Source organism: Kibdelosporangium persicum (assembly GCF_013280595.1).
In the GTDB taxonomy this organism is placed as follows: domain Bacteria; phylum Actinomycetota; class Actinomycetes; order Mycobacteriales; family Pseudonocardiaceae; genus Kibdelosporangium; species Kibdelosporangium persicum.
In genome coordinates this window covers 134,558-149,534 of sequence record NZ_JAAATY010000006.1, presented here as the reverse complement: position 1 = coordinate 149,534, position 14,977 = coordinate 134,558, and the positions used below count along the sequence as shown (strand labels likewise).

At 69.3% G+C, this 14,977-nt stretch carries 13 protein-coding genes; 6 read left to right on the top strand and 7 right to left on the bottom strand.

Annotation, left to right across the window (positions count from 1 at the left end; genetic code table 11):
- Window positions 1–122: 122 nt before the first annotated feature.
- Complete coding sequence (locus GC106_RS13420; protein ID WP_173129197.1) at window positions 123–713, bottom strand: PadR family transcriptional regulator; 591 nt, start codon at window positions 711–713, stop codon at window positions 123–125.
- A 138-nt stretch (window positions 714–851) separates the two neighbouring features.
- Between GC106_RS13420 and GC106_RS13415 the strand changes: the two genes are divergently transcribed.
- Window positions 852–1,481, top strand: coding sequence for an SRPBCC family protein (locus tag GC106_RS13415; RefSeq protein WP_173129195.1), 630 nt, complete (start codon window positions 852–854; stop codon window positions 1,479–1,481).
- Window positions 1,482–1,533: 52 nt separating this feature from the next.
- Here GC106_RS13415 and GC106_RS13410 read toward each other — a convergent pair whose 3' ends face one another.
- From GC106_RS13410 to GC106_RS13395, 4 genes are all read right to left on the bottom strand, one after another.
- Window positions 1,534–2,832 carry a glycoside hydrolase family 18 protein gene (locus tag GC106_RS13410; RefSeq protein ID WP_173129193.1) on the bottom strand — a complete coding sequence of 433 codons (1,299 nt, stop codon included), beginning with the start codon at window positions 2,830–2,832 and terminating at the stop codon, window positions 1,534–1,536.
- A 189-nt stretch (window positions 2,833–3,021) separates the two neighbouring features.
- On the bottom strand, window positions 3,022–3,594 hold the full coding sequence (locus GC106_RS13405; protein ID WP_173129191.1) for a PadR family transcriptional regulator: 573 nt from the start codon (window positions 3,592–3,594) through the stop codon (window positions 3,022–3,024).
- 90 nt (window positions 3,595–3,684) lie between these two features.
- Window positions 3,685–3,816, bottom strand: a complete 132-nt coding sequence (locus GC106_RS13400; RefSeq protein WP_173129188.1) for a MerR family DNA-binding transcriptional regulator — start codon at window positions 3,814–3,816, stop codon at window positions 3,685–3,687.
- Window positions 3,817–3,934: 118 nt separating this feature from the next.
- Window positions 3,935–4,558, bottom strand: a complete 624-nt coding sequence (locus tag GC106_RS13395) for a TetR/AcrR family transcriptional regulator (RefSeq protein ID WP_312872629.1) — start codon at window positions 4,556–4,558, stop codon at window positions 3,935–3,937.
- An 80-nt stretch (window positions 4,559–4,638) separates the two neighbouring features.
- Here GC106_RS13395 and GC106_RS13390 point away from each other — a divergent pair, with 80 nt between their 5' ends.
- The gene (locus tag GC106_RS13390; RefSeq protein ID WP_173129182.1) at window positions 4,639–5,310 is read left to right on the top strand and encodes an SDR family oxidoreductase; all 672 of its coding nucleotides are present in this window, start codon (window positions 4,639–4,641) and stop codon (window positions 5,308–5,310) included.
- 80 nt (window positions 5,311–5,390) lie between these two features.
- The gene (locus GC106_RS13385) at window positions 5,391–6,545 is read left to right on the top strand and encodes a winged helix DNA-binding domain-containing protein (RefSeq protein WP_173129179.1); all 1,155 of its coding nucleotides are present in this window, start codon (window positions 5,391–5,393) and stop codon (window positions 6,543–6,545) included.
- 98 nt (window positions 6,546–6,643) lie between these two features.
- On the opposite strand, the gene GC106_RS13380 is transcribed toward GC106_RS13385, so the two are convergent.
- Window positions 6,644–7,951, bottom strand: a complete 1,308-nt coding sequence (locus tag GC106_RS13380) for an FtsX-like permease family protein (protein WP_173129176.1) — start codon at window positions 7,949–7,951, stop codon at window positions 6,644–6,646.
- A 140-nt stretch (window positions 7,952–8,091) separates the two neighbouring features.
- Here GC106_RS13380 and GC106_RS13375 point away from each other — a divergent pair, with 140 nt between their 5' ends.
- Together GC106_RS13375 and GC106_RS13370 are read left to right on the top strand one after the other, a co-directional pair.
- Window positions 8,092–8,670: a TetR/AcrR family transcriptional regulator gene (locus GC106_RS13375; RefSeq protein ID WP_217280463.1), complete on the top strand. Its 579-nt coding sequence runs from the start codon at window positions 8,092–8,094 to the stop codon at window positions 8,668–8,670.
- 32 nt (window positions 8,671–8,702) lie between these two features.
- Complete coding sequence (locus tag GC106_RS13370) at window positions 8,703–9,809, top strand: tyrosine-type recombinase/integrase (protein ID WP_173129173.1); 1,107 nt, start codon at window positions 8,703–8,705, stop codon at window positions 9,807–9,809.
- Here GC106_RS13370 and GC106_RS13365 read toward each other — a convergent pair.
- Window positions 9,806–10,456 (bottom strand): class I SAM-dependent methyltransferase, encoded by a 651-nt coding sequence (locus tag GC106_RS13365; protein ID WP_173129169.1) that lies wholly within the window; start codon window positions 10,454–10,456, stop codon window positions 9,806–9,808. The two genes, GC106_RS13370 and GC106_RS13365, sit on opposite strands and share 4 nt — an antisense overlap.
- Window positions 10,457–10,639: 183 nt before the next feature.
- On the opposite strand from GC106_RS13365, the gene GC106_RS13360 reads away from it, so the two are divergent.
- Window positions 10,640–14,923, top strand: coding sequence for a GH92 family glycosyl hydrolase (locus GC106_RS13360; protein ID WP_376777731.1), 4,284 nt, complete (start codon window positions 10,640–10,642; stop codon window positions 14,921–14,923).
- The last annotated feature ends 54 nt before the right edge of the window (window positions 14,924–14,977 follow it).

The following is a 14,977-nucleotide window of genomic DNA, read 5'->3' as shown; positions in this document are numbered from 1 at the left end:
CACCACCTCGTCCGAACTATGCAAATTTGAGCCCTCGGCACACAGGCGGGTGAACGTGTCGTATCAGGGCGTAACCCGCAGGTCAGAGCACCCTGAGGCGGCACCGGGAGGGCGCGCTCGAGTCAGAGTTGGTCGAGTTGCGCTTTGAGGTCGTGCCAGCTGCCGGGCTTGCCGGGCGAGCCCGGCTCGCCGGCCATCGCGTAGCTGCCCTGTTCCAGCCGGGTCAGCAGGCCCTGGGTCCAGTCGATGCTCGACTCCGCGGAGTGCCCCCACAGCGTGTAGAGCTCCCAGACGTGCTCCGGGCCTTGGGATTTGCGCAGCTGGACCTGGGCGTCGTCGCGCTGCGCCTCCAGCGCGGCCAGGCGTTCACGCAGCAGGGCGACCGCGTCCTGCCGGGTCAGCGCGGGCAGCAGCGCCAGTCCGGCGCCGAGCATGTCGGGACGATGCTCGGGCCGGCGGATGGCGTTGCGCAGCAGTTTCTGGAACTCCAGTTCACCGCGTTCGGTCAGCTCGTACTCGGTGCGGGTGGCCAGGAAGTCCTCGATCAGCGAGCCGCTCTTGGTCAGCTGCTTGAGCGCGTGGTAGATCGAGCCCCACTTGACGTTGGCCCACTGGTCGGCGCCCCAGGCCAGCAGGTCGTTGCCGATCAGGTACCCGTGGGCGCGCCCGTAGCCCCGCACCACTCCGAGCACCAGCAGCCGTGTCGCCGACATGACACGTCAGCCTAAATCAGAGCGTCAGAACGCTGAGCACGGGCAAGATCCCGATCGGCTGCCGCTCGCCGGGCGCGGTTTCCGACACGCCTATTTTCGAAGTTGACTTATATAAGTGACGCCTGTAGCTTTCGCGCCATGGTCGACGTAAACCACCAGATCAACGCCGTTCGCAGGACGATCGGCTCGCGCACGCTGGAGGCCGGTGAGGCCCGGGTGCTCACGATCAGCCAGGCCTACGACACCGATCTCGAGGACCTGTGGGACGCGTGCACGAGCATCGAGCGCATCCCCCGCTGGCTCATGCCGATCACCGGGGAACTCAGGCTCGGCGGGCGTTATCAGCTCGTGGGCAACGCCGGTGGTGTGGTCGAGCGCTGCGACCCGCCCAAGGGCTTCGCGGTGACGTGGGAGATGAACGGCGAGGTGTCCTGGGTCGAGGTGCGGCTGTCGGCCGATCCGGACGGCAGGTCGCGCATCGAGATCGAGCACGTCGCGCATGTGCAGGACGAGATGTGGGCCCAGTTCGGGCCGGGCGCGGTCGGCATCGGCTGGGACTCGATGCTGCTCGGGCTCTCGCTGTACCTGGCGTCCGACACGTCGGTTCCCCCGGAGAAGGGGCAGGAGTGGTCGGTTTCGCCGGAGGGCAAGCAGTTCATCGACGCGAGCAGCGCGCGGTGGGCCGAGGCGAGCATCGCCGCCGGGACGCCGGAGCAGGAAGCACGGACCGCCGCGGAGACGGTCGCGAAGCTGTACAAGGGCGAATGACGACGTGTGGGTGGGCCCGCGTCGCGGTGCCCACCCACAGTCCTCGCGTGTGTCAGCGACGCAGGCCGCTGTCGAGCGCCTTGATCAGTTCACCGTCGGTGGTGTCACCGTCGAGCGACCAGATCATCGCGCCGCCGAGCCTGCGGTCACGGATGAACCTGGCCTTGCGCTTGATCTCGGTCGGGTCGTCGAAGGTCCAGAACGTGGTGCCGTTGAACAGCCAGGCGTGCCCGGCCTTGTCGTCGCGGTGCAGCTGGTAGCCGTCCTTGCCGACCAGGTTCTTCAGCACGCGGTAGTCGTCGGCGCCCGGCTCGAACGTCGCCGGTGCCGGGCCGGTGGACTGCTGGAACAGTCCGTTGTTCTGGTTGGTCACGCCGGTCCAGCCGCGCCCGTAGAACGGAACGCCGAACACGATCTTGTTCTTCGGCGCGCCGCGCTCGAGGTAGGCGTCGACCACGATCTCACTGCTGTCCGGCGGCGAGGTCGGGTCGCCCTCGGGTGTCCGGATCGCGGACTGCTGGTTGGTGATCTGCTCCCACGTGCCGTGGTAGTCGTAGCCCTGCACGGTGGCGAAGGTCAGCAGCTTGAAGATCGTCTTGACCTCGTAGCCGCGGTCGAGCGCCCCGCGGTTGGCCGGCAGGAACGCGGTGAGGTCGTAGGTCCTGCGGTCGGTGAAGCCCAGCTTCAGCAGCTGGACACGGTATTCGAACAGCAGCTTGGTGAAGTTCCGCTTGTCCTCGGGGCGCACGATGTTGCCGGGCGCGCCGTCGGTGGACGGCCACTCCCAGTCCAGGTCGACGCCGTCGAACACGCCCTTCGCGGCGCCCGCGGGCAGGCCGGGCAGGTTGCCCTTGAGCCACATGTCGACGCAGGACTTCACGTGTGCCGCGCGTGACTCGGCGGTGAGCGCGGCGTTGGAGAAGTACTTCGAGCCGGTCCAGCCGCCGATGGAGATGTAGGCGCGCAGCTTGGGGAACTTCTGCTTGAGCTGCTTGATCTGGTTGAGGTTGCCCATCAGGGCCTGGCCGGCCTCGTCGGCCTTGCCGTTGACGGCCTGCTCGGCCGGGAACGGCCGCTGGTAGTCGGCCCATGCGTCCGAGCTGACGCACTTGCCCTGCTCGTCCAGGAAACTGAAGGCGTAGTTCAGGTGGGTGAGCCTGGCCGCGGTGCCGTTGTCCACCAGGTACTTGAGCGGGATGTTGCGGTCGTAGATGCTCCACTGCGTGTAGTACCCGACGGTGCGGGCACCACCACTGCCGTGATCGTGGGCCTGCGCCGGGGACACGGCGACCGACAACCCGATCGACAAGGCACCGGCCACGATGGCGGCGCCCCATCTCTTCCTCGACATGGTTCTCCTCGCGCTTGCAGCGGCGACGGTTGGTTTAGACCACGGTAGAGTGAGGTCTAGACCACAGCTACGTCCGAACGGCGCAACCGGGGCTTACGCCGCGCAAAGGATGACTCGCGCGATGACGGTATCGATCTGGCGATTCGTCACGGGCGGTTCTGGCGCGATCTCGCCGTGTCACCGCCGGGGTCAGGCGGGTACCTGTGGCCACGCTCCCGCGGTGCCGAAGACGGCGCCGGGTTCGCTCGCCATCCGGTATTTCCCGGATTCCAGGCGGCTGATGATCTGCCGGGTCCAGGCCACGTCGCCGTCGGTCGTCCGCTCCCACAGCCCGAACAGTTCGCGGGCGTGCGGCGGGATTCCGGTGGGGATCTCCTGGCGGGAGCTCTCCAGCGCACGCAGCCGGATGCGTAGCAGGTCGATCGCCTCGGACCGGGACAGGGCGGGCAGCAGCGCCAGGCCGGCGGCGAGCATGTCCGGCCGGGGCGCGGGTTCGCGCAGCGCCAGGCGCAACAGGCGGAAGAACTCCGCTTCGCCGCGTGCGGTGATCTCGTAGTCCACGCGCCCGGGCGGGGTGCCGGCCTCGGTGGCGATCAACAGGTCTTCCTCGGCGAGTTTGCGCAGCGCGTGGTAGAGCGAGCCCCATTTGATGTTGGCCCAGTTCTCCGCGCCCCAGCGGAGCAGTTCCGCGCGGACCAGATAGCCGTGGGCGCGGCCGAATCCGCGGACCACCCCGAGCACCAGCAGCCGGGTCGCGGACATGTCAGTCCCCCGTGGCCCGTGGCCGGGCCACTCGGCAGTGGCGGGAATCCGGGGGTCGTCCGGTGACGTCGCAGCCCTGCACTCGGCTGTTCACGATGCAGGTTCAGAGCGGGCGCGCCGCACTGTCGTGGTCAACAGGCCTTCCCGTTCGTAGAACCGCAACGTGTACACGCTCAGCCCGGTCCGCTCGGTCACCTGCCCGACGCTGAGTGTCTCGGTCATGGCATCAGCCTATTCGCGGGCTTGATCTCGAGATGGCTCCAGTTCGGGGGTTGCCTGCCCTGATGGCTGTCGCGGTGATCACGGTGGCTGCCGCGGATCGTCGTTCGGCACCAGTCACTTAGGCGCGCATCGCGGCGTCGAGTTGCTCGGGTGTCAGCGGTGGTTCGTCGACGGGATGCGCCGCGGTGGCGCGCAGGCCGTCGAGCAGGAACGCGAGGTGGCGGCGCCAGGCGGTGGGCGCGGTGTCCTGGGTCGCGGCGACGATGCGGGCGTTGGCCCAGGTGAGGGTGACCAGGTCGGCGAAGGTGAAGTCGGGTCGCAGCGCGCCGGCCCGCTGGGCGCGGTCGATCACCTGAGTGGCTTTGTCCAGTCCGTTGCCGCAGGCCTCGGCGACCGCGGTGGCGTCGGGGAACCGGCGGGTGATCAGGTCATTGAGGCTGCGGTCCCCCGCCTGCAGTTCGCACAGTCGCGTCACGAACAGCACGAATCCGTCCCACGGGTCCTCGCAGGCCAGTGCCTGGTCGCCGAACATGAGGCTGTTGGCCAGCCGGTCGGGGAACACCGCGTCGAACAGCGCCGCACGGGACGGGAACCGGTTGTAGAGCGTGCCGATGCTCACCCCGGCCTGCCGGGCGATCTCCTCCAGCGGTGCGTCGATGCCGCGTTCGGTGAAGACCGCGGCCGCGGCGGCGATCAGTTTGTCGCGGTTGTGCTGGGCGTCCCGGCGCAGCGGCTTGCTCACGTCTCCCATCCTACGAAGTTGAGGCCAATCTCAGGTTACTGATAAGTTGAGGTCATCCTCAAGTTTGGGAAGGGTTGATGATGACCAAGACGCTCGCGGTGTTCGGCGCAGGCAGCGGTCTGGGCCTGGCCACGGCCAAGCGGTTCGCACGGGAGGGGTTCCAGGTCGTCCTGGTAGGCCGCACACAGTCCAAACTGGACGCGCTGGCAGCTCGGATCGATGGTGGGGCAAGGACTTTCGTCGCCGACGTGACCGATCATGCCCGGCTGGCCGAAGTGGTCGCCGAGATCGGCGAGATCGACGTGGTGCAGTTCGGGGCGACCGGGATGGACGAGGTGATGGCCCGCCCGGCGGAGCTGGACGTCGAGGCGTTGCGGTTCCAGGTGGAGTTACGACTGGTCGCACCGGTCGCGGTGACCCGGTTGGTGTTGCCGTCGATGCTGGCGCGCGGTTCGGGTGCGCTGCTGTACGCGACGGGCACGTCGGCGATCGAGCCGGTGCCGATGATCAGCAACATCGGCGCGGCGGCGGCGGGTCTGCGCAATTACGTACACGCGTTGCACGGCGAGGTCGCCGAGCAGGGCGTGTACGCGGGGTTGCTGATCGTGGGCGGGATCGTGCGCGGTAGTGAGGCGCAGCAGCGGTTCGTGCCGGACGGCGGGTTCCCGATGCTGGAGCCCGACGACCTCGCCCGGCACTGGTGGGACCTGTACACAACCCGCGACCAGGTAGAACGCGTGGTCAGGCCCTAACCGAACCACCTCGTGAGTGTTTATCCGTGTTCTAACCCTGATAAACGCTCACGAGGGCAGGTGGGTGGTAGGACGGAGACATGCACATCGGAATCGGGCAACGGCGGGCCAGGCTCGCCTGGCGTCATCTGCTGGCCGCCAGAGGGACGACGGCCATCGACGCCGCCGAGGCGATGGTGGCCTTGCACGCGACCGATCCCGCGTCCGTGCATCTGGCGATCGTGGCTCGCCAGCGCGTCGCCGACGGCCCGGGCATCGAGCGCGCGCTGTACGAGGATCGCGTGCTGGTGCGGATGCTGGGGATGCGCCGCACGATGTTCGTGGTGCCCGCCGACTTGGTCCCGGTCGTGCAGGAGGCGTGCGGCCGGGATGTGGCCGCGCGGATGCGGCGCGGGTTGGTCCGTGACCTTGAGCAGGCGGGCAAGACCGGTGCCTGGCTGTCCGAGGTGGAGGACGGGGTGGCGGCCGCGCTGAGCGCGCGGGGTTCGGCGGCCGCGGCGCAGCTGGCGCAGGATGAGCCAAAGCTGCGTACTGCGCTGGATTACGCGCTGGACAAGAGTTACGGCGGGACGTCGTTCATCACCTCGCGGGTGCTCAACCTGATGTCGGTGGACGGGCGGATCGTGCGGGGCCGCCCGCGGGGCTCGTGGGTCAGCGGCCAGTACACGTGGTCGATGCTGGACGACTGGTTACCCGGCCGGGCACAGTGGTCGGCCGAGGCCGCGCGGGCGGAGCTGGCGCGGCGGTGGCTGGCGGCGTTCGGTCCGGCGCCGGTGTCGGACTTGAAGTGGTGGACCGGCTGGACGGTGGGGCAGACCAGGAAGGCGCTGGCGGAGGTCGGCCCGGTCGAGGTCGATCTGGACGGTGTCGCGGGGATCGCGTTGCCGCACGACCTGGAGCCGGTGGCGGTGCCGGATCCCTGGGTGGCGTTGCTGCCGGGGCTGGATTCCACGCCGATGGGCTGGCAGTCGCGGGAGTGGTTCCTGGGCGGGCACGGTCCGGCGTTGTTCGACCGGTGGGGCAACGTGGGCCCGACGGTGTGGTCGGACGGCCGGATCGTGGGCGGCTGGGGTCAGCGTCCGGACGGCGAGGTCGTCGTCGAGGTGTTGGAGGACGTGGGCAACGAGGTGATGGCGGCGATCGAGGCGGAGGCGGCGCGGTTGACCGGTTGGCTGGCCGGGGTGCGGGTCACTCCTCGGTTCCGCACGCCGTTGGAACGCAAGCTCGCCGAGTGAATCTGCGCCACCACACACCACCTGGCGGTCACCGCCTGCCGTGCCCGCGAGCGATGGCCGCACCGCGGGCCCCGTTCAACGTGCTGGATGGGGCGGGCTCAGTCGATCCGGACGGTGTCGATGGCGGGCTGCCGGGTGGCGCGGCGGGCGCCGGCCAGGCTGGTGGACAGCGTGAGCAGCGCGGCGATGCCGATGACGGCGAGGTAGATGCCGATCGTGGTGTCCGGCAGGAGCGAGTCGGCTTTCACCACGCTGTAGGGGATCACCGTGGCGGTGGCGGCGAGGGTGCCGAACAGGACACCGGCGCTGGCCAGGACGGCTGCTTCGGTGCCGACCATGCCGAGGACCTGCGGGCGGGTGGATCCGGCGAGGCGCAGCTGGCCGAACTCGCGGCGGCGGTGCAGGGTGGCGGCGACCACGGTGTTGATCAGCATCACGGCGGCGAACAGCGCGATCATGCCGACGACGACGTAGTTGAGGGTTTCGATGGTGCCGCCGATCTCGGCGGGCATCGGGGTGCCGAAGTCGTTCTCGATGCGCTGCATGTACAGCGTTCCGGTGGCGATCGAGGTGAACAGGATGATCGGCGCCAACGCGGTGGCCATGTGCGCGGTGTGGCCGCGCAGGTTCACCGCCGTCAGGTAGGTCGTGGCGCCGCGGTGGCGCAGTGGTGTGAGTGCGGCGGCGGCCGCGGTGATGATCGTGGGGCCCATCAGGGCCAGGCCGATCGCGCAGAGGATCGAGGCTTGTCCGGTGACGGCCATGATGGCCTGTTCGGTGCCGTCGAACACCGTCACGGTCACGATCGCGCAGCTGAGTCCGCCGCCGAGCGCGACAACGCCGCTGACCAGCCGTGCCCGGTGGCGTGGTGCTGACCGGGTGGTCGTGGTGCGGCGGGCGGCGAGCAGAGCCGCCAGGACGGCGGCGGTGAGGGTGACGCCCAGTCCGACGGCGACGGCGATCGGGCCGAAGTCGGCCGGCAGCCCGGCGGGGACACGGTGGGCGTCGCGCAGCAGGTCGACCAGCAGGCGCCCGGTGAACACCGACGGCACCGCCGCCAGCAGCACGGCGATGACCGCGAGGCTGATCGCTTCGGCCAGCAGCAGGCGACGCAGTTGCGCCGGGGTGGCGCCGATGGTCCGCAGCAGTGTCATTTCCGTGCCGCGTTGCCGTACCAGCAGCGCGAGGGTGGACGCGGTGGCGAAGGTGACGATGACCAGGCCCCAGCCACCGACGACACCCGCCATGATCGTCAGGGTTTCCGCGGTCGCCGGGTCGGCGGCGGCCGCGGTGTCCAGCAGCGAGGCGAACGTCATCAGGATCGTCGCGCCGAGTGTGAGCGTGAGCAGGCTGGCGGTGAAACCGCCTGTGCGGTAACGAAGTGAGCGTAATGCGAGCCGGATCATGGCACCCCCGTCAGTCGAGGAGTGACGCTACTGCTCCGCCCGGTCCTGCCGCGATGGGCGCAACTCCCCCATGTTCAGTGGGCCCAGCTCTACCCACAGCAGTCAGAATATGAGGGACACGCGGGTGAGGGGTGCTGGAGATGGTGGACACGATCGGGCCTGTCCGGCCGATGCGGGCCGACGCACGCCGCAACTACGAGCGGCTGCTGGAGGCCGCGATGGCGGCGTTCGCCGAGCACGGCACCGAGGCGCCGCTGGACGACATCGCCAAACGGGCGGGCGTCGGGTCCGGCACGTTGTACCGGCACTTCCCCACTCGCCTTGACCTGGTCGAGGCGGTGTTCCGGCTGCAGATGGAGCAGATGCTCGCCCGCACGACCGACCTGCTCGACGAACCGGACGCGGGCCGGGCGTTGCAGGTGTTCCTGCGGCGGGTGGTCACGCATTCCAACACCTACCGCGGGCTGGCCAGTGCGCTGATGAGCGCGTTGCGGTCCGGCGGGTCGGCGCTGGCGCAGAGTTGTCACACGATGGTGTACGACGCGGCCGGTCAGTTGCTGGCGCGGGCGAAGGCCGAGGGCGCGGTGCGCGCGGACGTCGACGTGCTGGATCTGTTGAAGCTGGTGAACGGGATCGCGTTGGCCAGCGAGCAGGATCCGGACGATCCGGGGTTGCCTGACCGGTTGCTGGTGCTGCTGACCCGGGGGTTGCGTCCCTGATCTTGGCCGGATGACGGCTTAGGATCTTGGTCGTGTCCGGCGAACTGATCCGTCCCGTGCCCAAGCTGGTGGAACCGGCCGCGTCCGCGGGGCCGGGTGCGTTGCGGGCGGTACTGGCCGAGGCGGTGGAGTTGTTGCCGGCGTTGCCGCCGGGTGGTCCGGGCGACCGGTACGGCATCAGGGCGCTGACGGTGTTGTGGTTGGAGGCGGACAAGACCGAGCACACCCGCCGGGCGTACTTCGCGGATCTGGCGGCGTGGCTGCAGTGGTGCGAGCGCACCGGGCTGGATCCGCTGGCCGCGCGCCGCGCCGATGTGGACGCGTGGAAGGCCACGATCACCGTGGCAGGCAAGGACGGGACGCCCAAGAAGGCGTCGTCGTCCACTGTGGCGCGTCGGCTGGCGGCGATTTCCAGCTGGTACCAGTACCTTCAGGACAACGACGTGGCGGACCGCAACCCGGTGGCAGCGGTGAAACGGCCCAAGGTGGAGCGGCAGTCGCCGTTCCCGGCGTTGGCCGAGGCGGAGACCGCGGCGCTGCTGGAGCATGTGACGCGGCGGGCGCAGCGGATCGGCAGTGAGGCCGCGCACCGCGACGCGGCGATGCTGTCGCTGATGTTCCACACCGGGTTGCGGGTCTCGGGCGTGACCACCGCGCGGATCGACGATCTCGCGGTCGACCGGGGGCACCGGATCCTCTGGTACACCAAGAAGGGCCAGACCCGCGACTACGTGCCGCTCGCGCCGCCGGTGCTGGCCGCGTTGGACGCCTACCTGGCCGTGCGGTCGCAGCGGGAAGGCGAGTTGTCGGGGCCGTTGCTGGTGACGACACCGCATCCGCGTGATCCGGGCAAGCCGGGCGGGCGGCCGTTGACGCAGCGGGACGTGTGGCTGGCGTTGCGCCGGTACGCCAAGCAGGCCGGGCTGGCCGCGGCCGACAGCATCACCCCGCACACCTCACGGCGGACCGTGGCCACGACCCTGCTGGCCAACGGCGTGCCGATCGAGAAGGTGCAGGACTTGTTGTCCCACAACGACATCCGCATCACCCGCGGGTACGACGCGGCGCGCCACAAGCTCGACTCGTCGCCGGTGTACACGCTGGCCTCGATGATCAGCCGCCACCAGCGGGAGGACTAGAGCGGCCGCCACACGGTGGTGGTCTTGATCTCGGCGTCCTCCAGGGCCCGGGGCACGGGCACCTCGTACTGCGCGACGCGGGTGAACTGCTCGCGGGGCAGGTGCTTGCGGCCGGGGTCGCCGACGAGCACGGTGACGCCGCGAGCTTGCAGGCGGCGGATGAACGGCATCATCCGGGACGTCACGGCCGTGTCGTAGAAGATGTCCCCGGCCAGCACGACGTCGAAGCCTTCGGCGTCGCCGTCGACCATGTCGCCGAACTGGGTCTGCACGGTCACGTCGTTGGCCTGGGCGTTGAGCACGATGGCGTCGATGGCGAACTGGTCGATCTCGTTGGCCACGACCCGCTGGGCGCCCGCCTTCGCCGCGGCCAGCGCCACGACCCCGCATCCGGCGGCCACGTCGAGCACGCTGCGGCCGGCCACGATCCCGGGGTTGTCCAGCACGTAACGGGCCAGGGCCTGGCCGCCTGCCCACGCGAACGCCCAGAACGGCGGCGCGAGGCCTTTCCGCCCGACTTCGCCCTCCACCCGCTCCCACAGGTCGAACGCGTCCTGGGCCAGGTGCAGCTGGATCTCCGGGACATGCGGGGCGACACCCAGGCGGGTGTGAGCGCGGACGAACGCGGCGGTTGACGGCCTGGTCATCGGCCTATCGTCCCAGGAGCGGGGCCCGCCGGTCGTCGTAGGCCAGGTGGCGCAGCGGCTGTCGAGATTGCGGACAGGTCCCCGGCTAATTCTTGACATCGATGTCAGCGCTGGGTTGTCCTGTGGCGCGGCCCATGGCGGGGCCGTAGTTTCCTCACCTGTCCTCGACGCGGAGGCAAGCTCATGGGGCACCGGCGGACCGGCTGGCCAGGATCACCGATCAGACCGACCAGACCGATCAGACGGCTGGCGGCCGCTGCCCTCGGCGTGGCACTGTCGGTCACCATGCTGGCCGAACCGGCGGCCGCCCAGCCGGGCGGCACCACGGAGTTCTTCTCGTCGTTCGAGTCCGGCGAGCCGCAGCCCACCTGGGACAGCACGGTCGAGACCGACCCGGCGGGCAACCCGAAGGTGTCGGGGGTCAACGAGGACGACCCGACCCGCATCGTCGGTGACATCACCAGCCAGGTCGTGGCGGTCACCGCCAGCGGTGAGAACCCCGGCGCCGGTGAGGTCAAGGAGAAACTCGTCGACGAGGACCCGGGCACCAAGTGGCTGACCCAAGGCCGGACCGCCTGGGTGGGCTTCGAGTTCGCCGGCCCGGTGCACGTGGTCCGCTACGCGCTGACCTCGGCCAACGACTTCCCCGGCCGCGACCCCCGCGACTGGAGGCTGCGGGGCTCGGCCGACGGCAACACCTGGACCACGCTGGACACCCAGGCGGGGCAGACGTTCCTCCAACGGTTCCAGACCAAGGAGTACCAGTTCACCGGCGGCGCCGAGTACCGCTACTACCGGCTGGAGATCACGGCCAACAACGGCGACCCGGCCGTGCAGCTCTCCGAGGTGCAGTTCTCGGCGACCACCCGGCAGGCTGAAGCGCGGATCGTGGTCGCCGAGAACATGGCCACTACCGTGGGCGACGGCCCGGCCAGCGCGTTCACCGCGAAACGCAAAGCCGGGTTCACCGGCCGTAAGGCGCTGCGTTACGTCGGTACCCACACCGCCAAGGGCCGGGCGTACTCGTACAACAAGGTGCTCGACGTCAACGTTGTCGTCACCCCGACGACGCAGCTGTCGTACCTGCTGTTTCCGGAGTTCGTGCTGGAGGACCTGAACTATCCGAGCACGTTCGCCGCGATCGACCTCGCGTTCACCGACGGCACCTACCTCAGTGACCTGGGCGCGACCGACCAGCGCGGCAACCCGCTCACGCCCCACGGGCAGGCCGCGGCTCGCACCCTCTACACCCAGCAGTGGAACAACGTCGTCTCCCGGATCGGCACGGTCGCCGCGGGCAAGACGATCGACCGGATCCTGCTCGCCTACGACAAGCCGGACGGCCCGACCGGGTTCAAGGGCTGGGTCGACGACATCCGCATCACCGGCGCCCCGGCCGAACGCACCTACGCCAAGCTGTCGGACTACGTGCTGACCACGCGCGGCACGAACGCCACGAACGCGTTCTCCCGCGGCAACAACTTCCCCGCCACGGCGGTCCCGCACGGCTTCAACTTCTGGACGCCGATGACCAACGCCGGGTCCACCGACTGGCTCTACGACTACGCCCGGTCCAACAACGCCGACAACCTGCCCACGCTGCAGGCGTTCTCGGCCAGTCACGAACCCAGCCCGTGGATGGGTGACCGGCAGACCTTCCAGGTGATGCCGTCCACGGCGGACGGCACACCGGACGCCTCCCGCACCGGGCGGGCGCTGCCGTTCCGGCACTCCAACGAGATCGCCAAGGCGCACTACTACAGCGTCACGTTCGACAACGGCGTGCGCACCGAGATCGCGCCGACCGACCACGCGGCGATCTTCCGGTTCGGGTTCCCCGGCTCGGCCAACCTGGTGTTCGACAACGTCTCCAACGCCGGTGGCCTGACTCTCGACCCGGCCGGCCGCACGCTCACCGGCTTCTCGGACGTGCGCAGCAACTCCTCCGCGGGCGCGACCCGGTTGTTCGTCCACGCCACGTTCGACGATCCGGTCACCGCGGGCGGGAAACTGCCGGACGTCACCGGTTACCTGAAGTTCGATCCGGGCGCGGACAAGACCGTGACCATGCGCATCGCGACCTCGCTGCTGAGCGTGGAGCAGGCACGCCGCAACCTGGAGCAGGAGATCGCCCCGGCCGACACCCTGGAGACCGTCCGTGACCGCGCCCAGCAGGCGTGGGAGGACAAACTGAAGATCATCACCGTCGAGGGCGCCAGCGAGGACCAGCTGATCACGCTGTACTCCAACCTGTACCGGCTGTTCCTCTACCCCAACTCCGGGTTCGAGAACACCGGCACCCCGCAGGCACCGGTGTACAAGTACGCCAGCCCGTTCGTGCCCCTGGCCGGCGAGAACACCCCGACGAAGACCGGCGCCAAGATCGTCGAAGGCAAGGTCTACGTCAACAACGGGTTCTGGGACACCTACCGCACCACCTGGCCCGCCTACACCCTGCTGACCCCCACCCAGGCCGGCGAGATGGTCGACGGGTTCGTCCAGCAGTACCGCGACGGCGGCTGGATCTCCCGCTGGTCCTCCCCCGGGTACGCCAACCTGATGACCGGCACCAGCTCGGACGTCTCCTTCGCCGACGCCTACCTCAAGGGCGTCACCAACTTCGACGTCCAGGGCGCCTACGACGCGGCGATCCGCAACGCCACCGTGACCCCGCCCAACCAGAGCGTGGGCCGCAAGGGCATCGACAAGTCGATCTTCCTCGGCTACACCCCGACGTCCACCGGCGAAGGCATGTCGTGGGCACTGGAGGGCTACGTCAACGACTTCGGCATCGCCACGATGGCCCAGGCCCTGGCCGACAAGGCGGCGCCGGACGACCCGCGCAGGCAGGAGTACCGGGAGAACGCCGAATACTTCCGCAACCGCGCCCAGAACTACGTCACCATGTTCGACCCGTCGATCGGGTTCTTCCAGGGCAAGACCGAGGACGGCACGTGGCGTACCACCCCGCAGACCTACGACCCGCGCGAATGGGGCCACGACTACACCGAGACCAACGGCTGGAACATGGCCTTCACCGTCCCGCACGACGGCCAGGGCCTGGCCAACCTCTACGGCGGCCGCGACAAACTCGCCGCCAAACTCGACCGGTTCTTCACCGAACCGGAGACCGCCCGGTTCCCCGGCTCCTACGGCGGCACCATCCACGAGATGCTCGAGGCGCGCGACGTGCGCATGGGCCAGTACGGCCACAGCAACCAGCCGTCGCACCACATCCCGTACATGTACAACTACACCGGCCAGCCGTCCAAAACCCAGGAGAAGGTCCGCGACGTCACCAGCCGCCTCTACATCGGCAGCGAGATCGGCCAGGGCTACCCCGGTGACGAGGACAACGGCGAGATGTCCGCGTGGTGGCTGTTCAGCGCGCTCGGGTTCTACCCGCTGCAGATGGGCGCGCCGACGTACGCCATCGGCTCGCCGCTGTTCACCAAGGCCACGGTGAACCTGGAGAACGGCCGCAAGCTGGTGATCAACGCGCCGAAGAACACCAAGCAGAACATCTACGTCCAGGGCCTGAAGGTCAACGGCAAGCCCCACGACAAGACCTTCCTGACCCACGACATGCTCGCCGGCGGCGCGACCCTGGACTTCGACATGGGCCCGAAGCCCTCGGCGTGGGGCACGGGCGCCGACGCGGCGCCGCCGTCGCTGACCACCGGCAACGAAGTGGCCAAGCCCCTGCGCGACACCTCGAACCTGACCGGGGCGTTGTTCGACAACACCTCGCAGACCGAGGCGCCGGTGACCACGGTCGACTTCACACCGCCACGACCGCACGACGTCGTCGAGTACTACACCGTCACCTCAGGCAAGACAGCGGGCGCGGACCCGCGTGACTGGGTGCTCAAAGGCTCCTTCGACGGCCGCCACTGGGCCGTGGTGGACTCCCGCGCCGACCAGAGCTTCACCTGGCGCCAGCAGACCAAGCCGTTCAAACTGGCCAAACCCAGCCGCTACACCCACTACCGGCTGGAGTTCAGCGGCCCGGCCACCGTGGCCGAACTGGAGTTCCTGGCCAAACCCACCCCGTTATGCGCGCAGACGATCACCGGCACGCACAACGGCCCGCTGCGCGTCACCGGTGTCGTCTGCTTGCAGGACGCGACAGTCAACGGACCGGTGCAGATCGACGCGGGCGGCTCGCTCTACGCCTTCGGCGGCACCGTCAACGGCCCACTCACCGCCACCCAGGCAGGCGCCGTCGCCCTGATCGGCACCAAGGTCAGCGGCCCGGCGACGATCACCCAGACCCGGGGCGAGGTCACCCTCGGCGCCGCCGCCGTCGGCGGCCCGGTGTCCCTGGCCGGCAACGCCGGACCGGTCGTCGGCTCCTCCACCGTCGCCGGACCACTGTCCTGCACCGGCAACAACCCGCCACCGGCCGACAACGGACTGGCCAACACCGTCACCGGCCCGCGCACGGGCCACTGCGGACAGATCTGACCAAGCCCCTGTGGGTGGGCCGGAACCCGGCCCACCCACAGGTAGGATCTTTCC

Bases quoted from the DNA above. Each gene is read 5' to 3' on its own strand.
- GC106_RS13385 (WP_173129179.1), top strand. From the start codon at position 5,391: ATGCACATCGGAATCGGGCAACGGCGGGCCAGGCTCGCCTGGCGTCAT.
- GC106_RS13390 (WP_173129182.1), top strand. From the start codon at position 4,639: ATGACCAAGACGCTCGCGGTGTTCGGCGCAGGCAGCGGTCTGGGCCTG.
- GC106_RS13400 (WP_173129188.1), bottom strand. From the start codon at position 3,816: ATGACCGAGACACTCAGCGTCGGGCAGGTGACCGAGCGGACCGGGCTG.
- GC106_RS13410 (WP_173129193.1), bottom strand. From the start codon at position 2,832: ATGTCGAGGAAGAGATGGGGCGCCGCCATCGTGGCCGGTGCCTTGTCG.
- GC106_RS13365 (WP_173129169.1), bottom strand. From the start codon at position 10,456: ATGACCAGGCCGTCAACCGCCGCGTTCGTCCGCGCTCACACCCGCCTG.
- GC106_RS13415 (WP_173129195.1), top strand. From the start codon at position 852: ATGGTCGACGTAAACCACCAGATCAACGCCGTTCGCAGGACGATCGGC.
- GC106_RS13375 (WP_217280463.1), top strand. From the start codon at position 8,092: ATGGTGGACACGATCGGGCCTGTCCGGCCGATGCGGGCCGACGCACGC.
- GC106_RS13380 (WP_173129176.1), bottom strand. From the start codon at position 7,951: ATGATCCGGCTCGCATTACGCTCACTTCGTTACCGCACAGGCGGTTTC.
- GC106_RS13420 (WP_173129197.1), bottom strand. From the start codon at position 713: ATGTCGGCGACACGGCTGCTGGTGCTCGGAGTGGTGCGGGGCTACGGG.
- GC106_RS13360 (WP_376777731.1), top strand. From the start codon at position 10,640: ATGGGGCACCGGCGGACCGGCTGGCCAGGATCACCGATCAGACCGACC.
- GC106_RS13405 (WP_173129191.1), bottom strand. From the start codon at position 3,594: ATGTCCGCGACCCGGCTGCTGGTGCTCGGGGTGGTCCGCGGATTCGGC.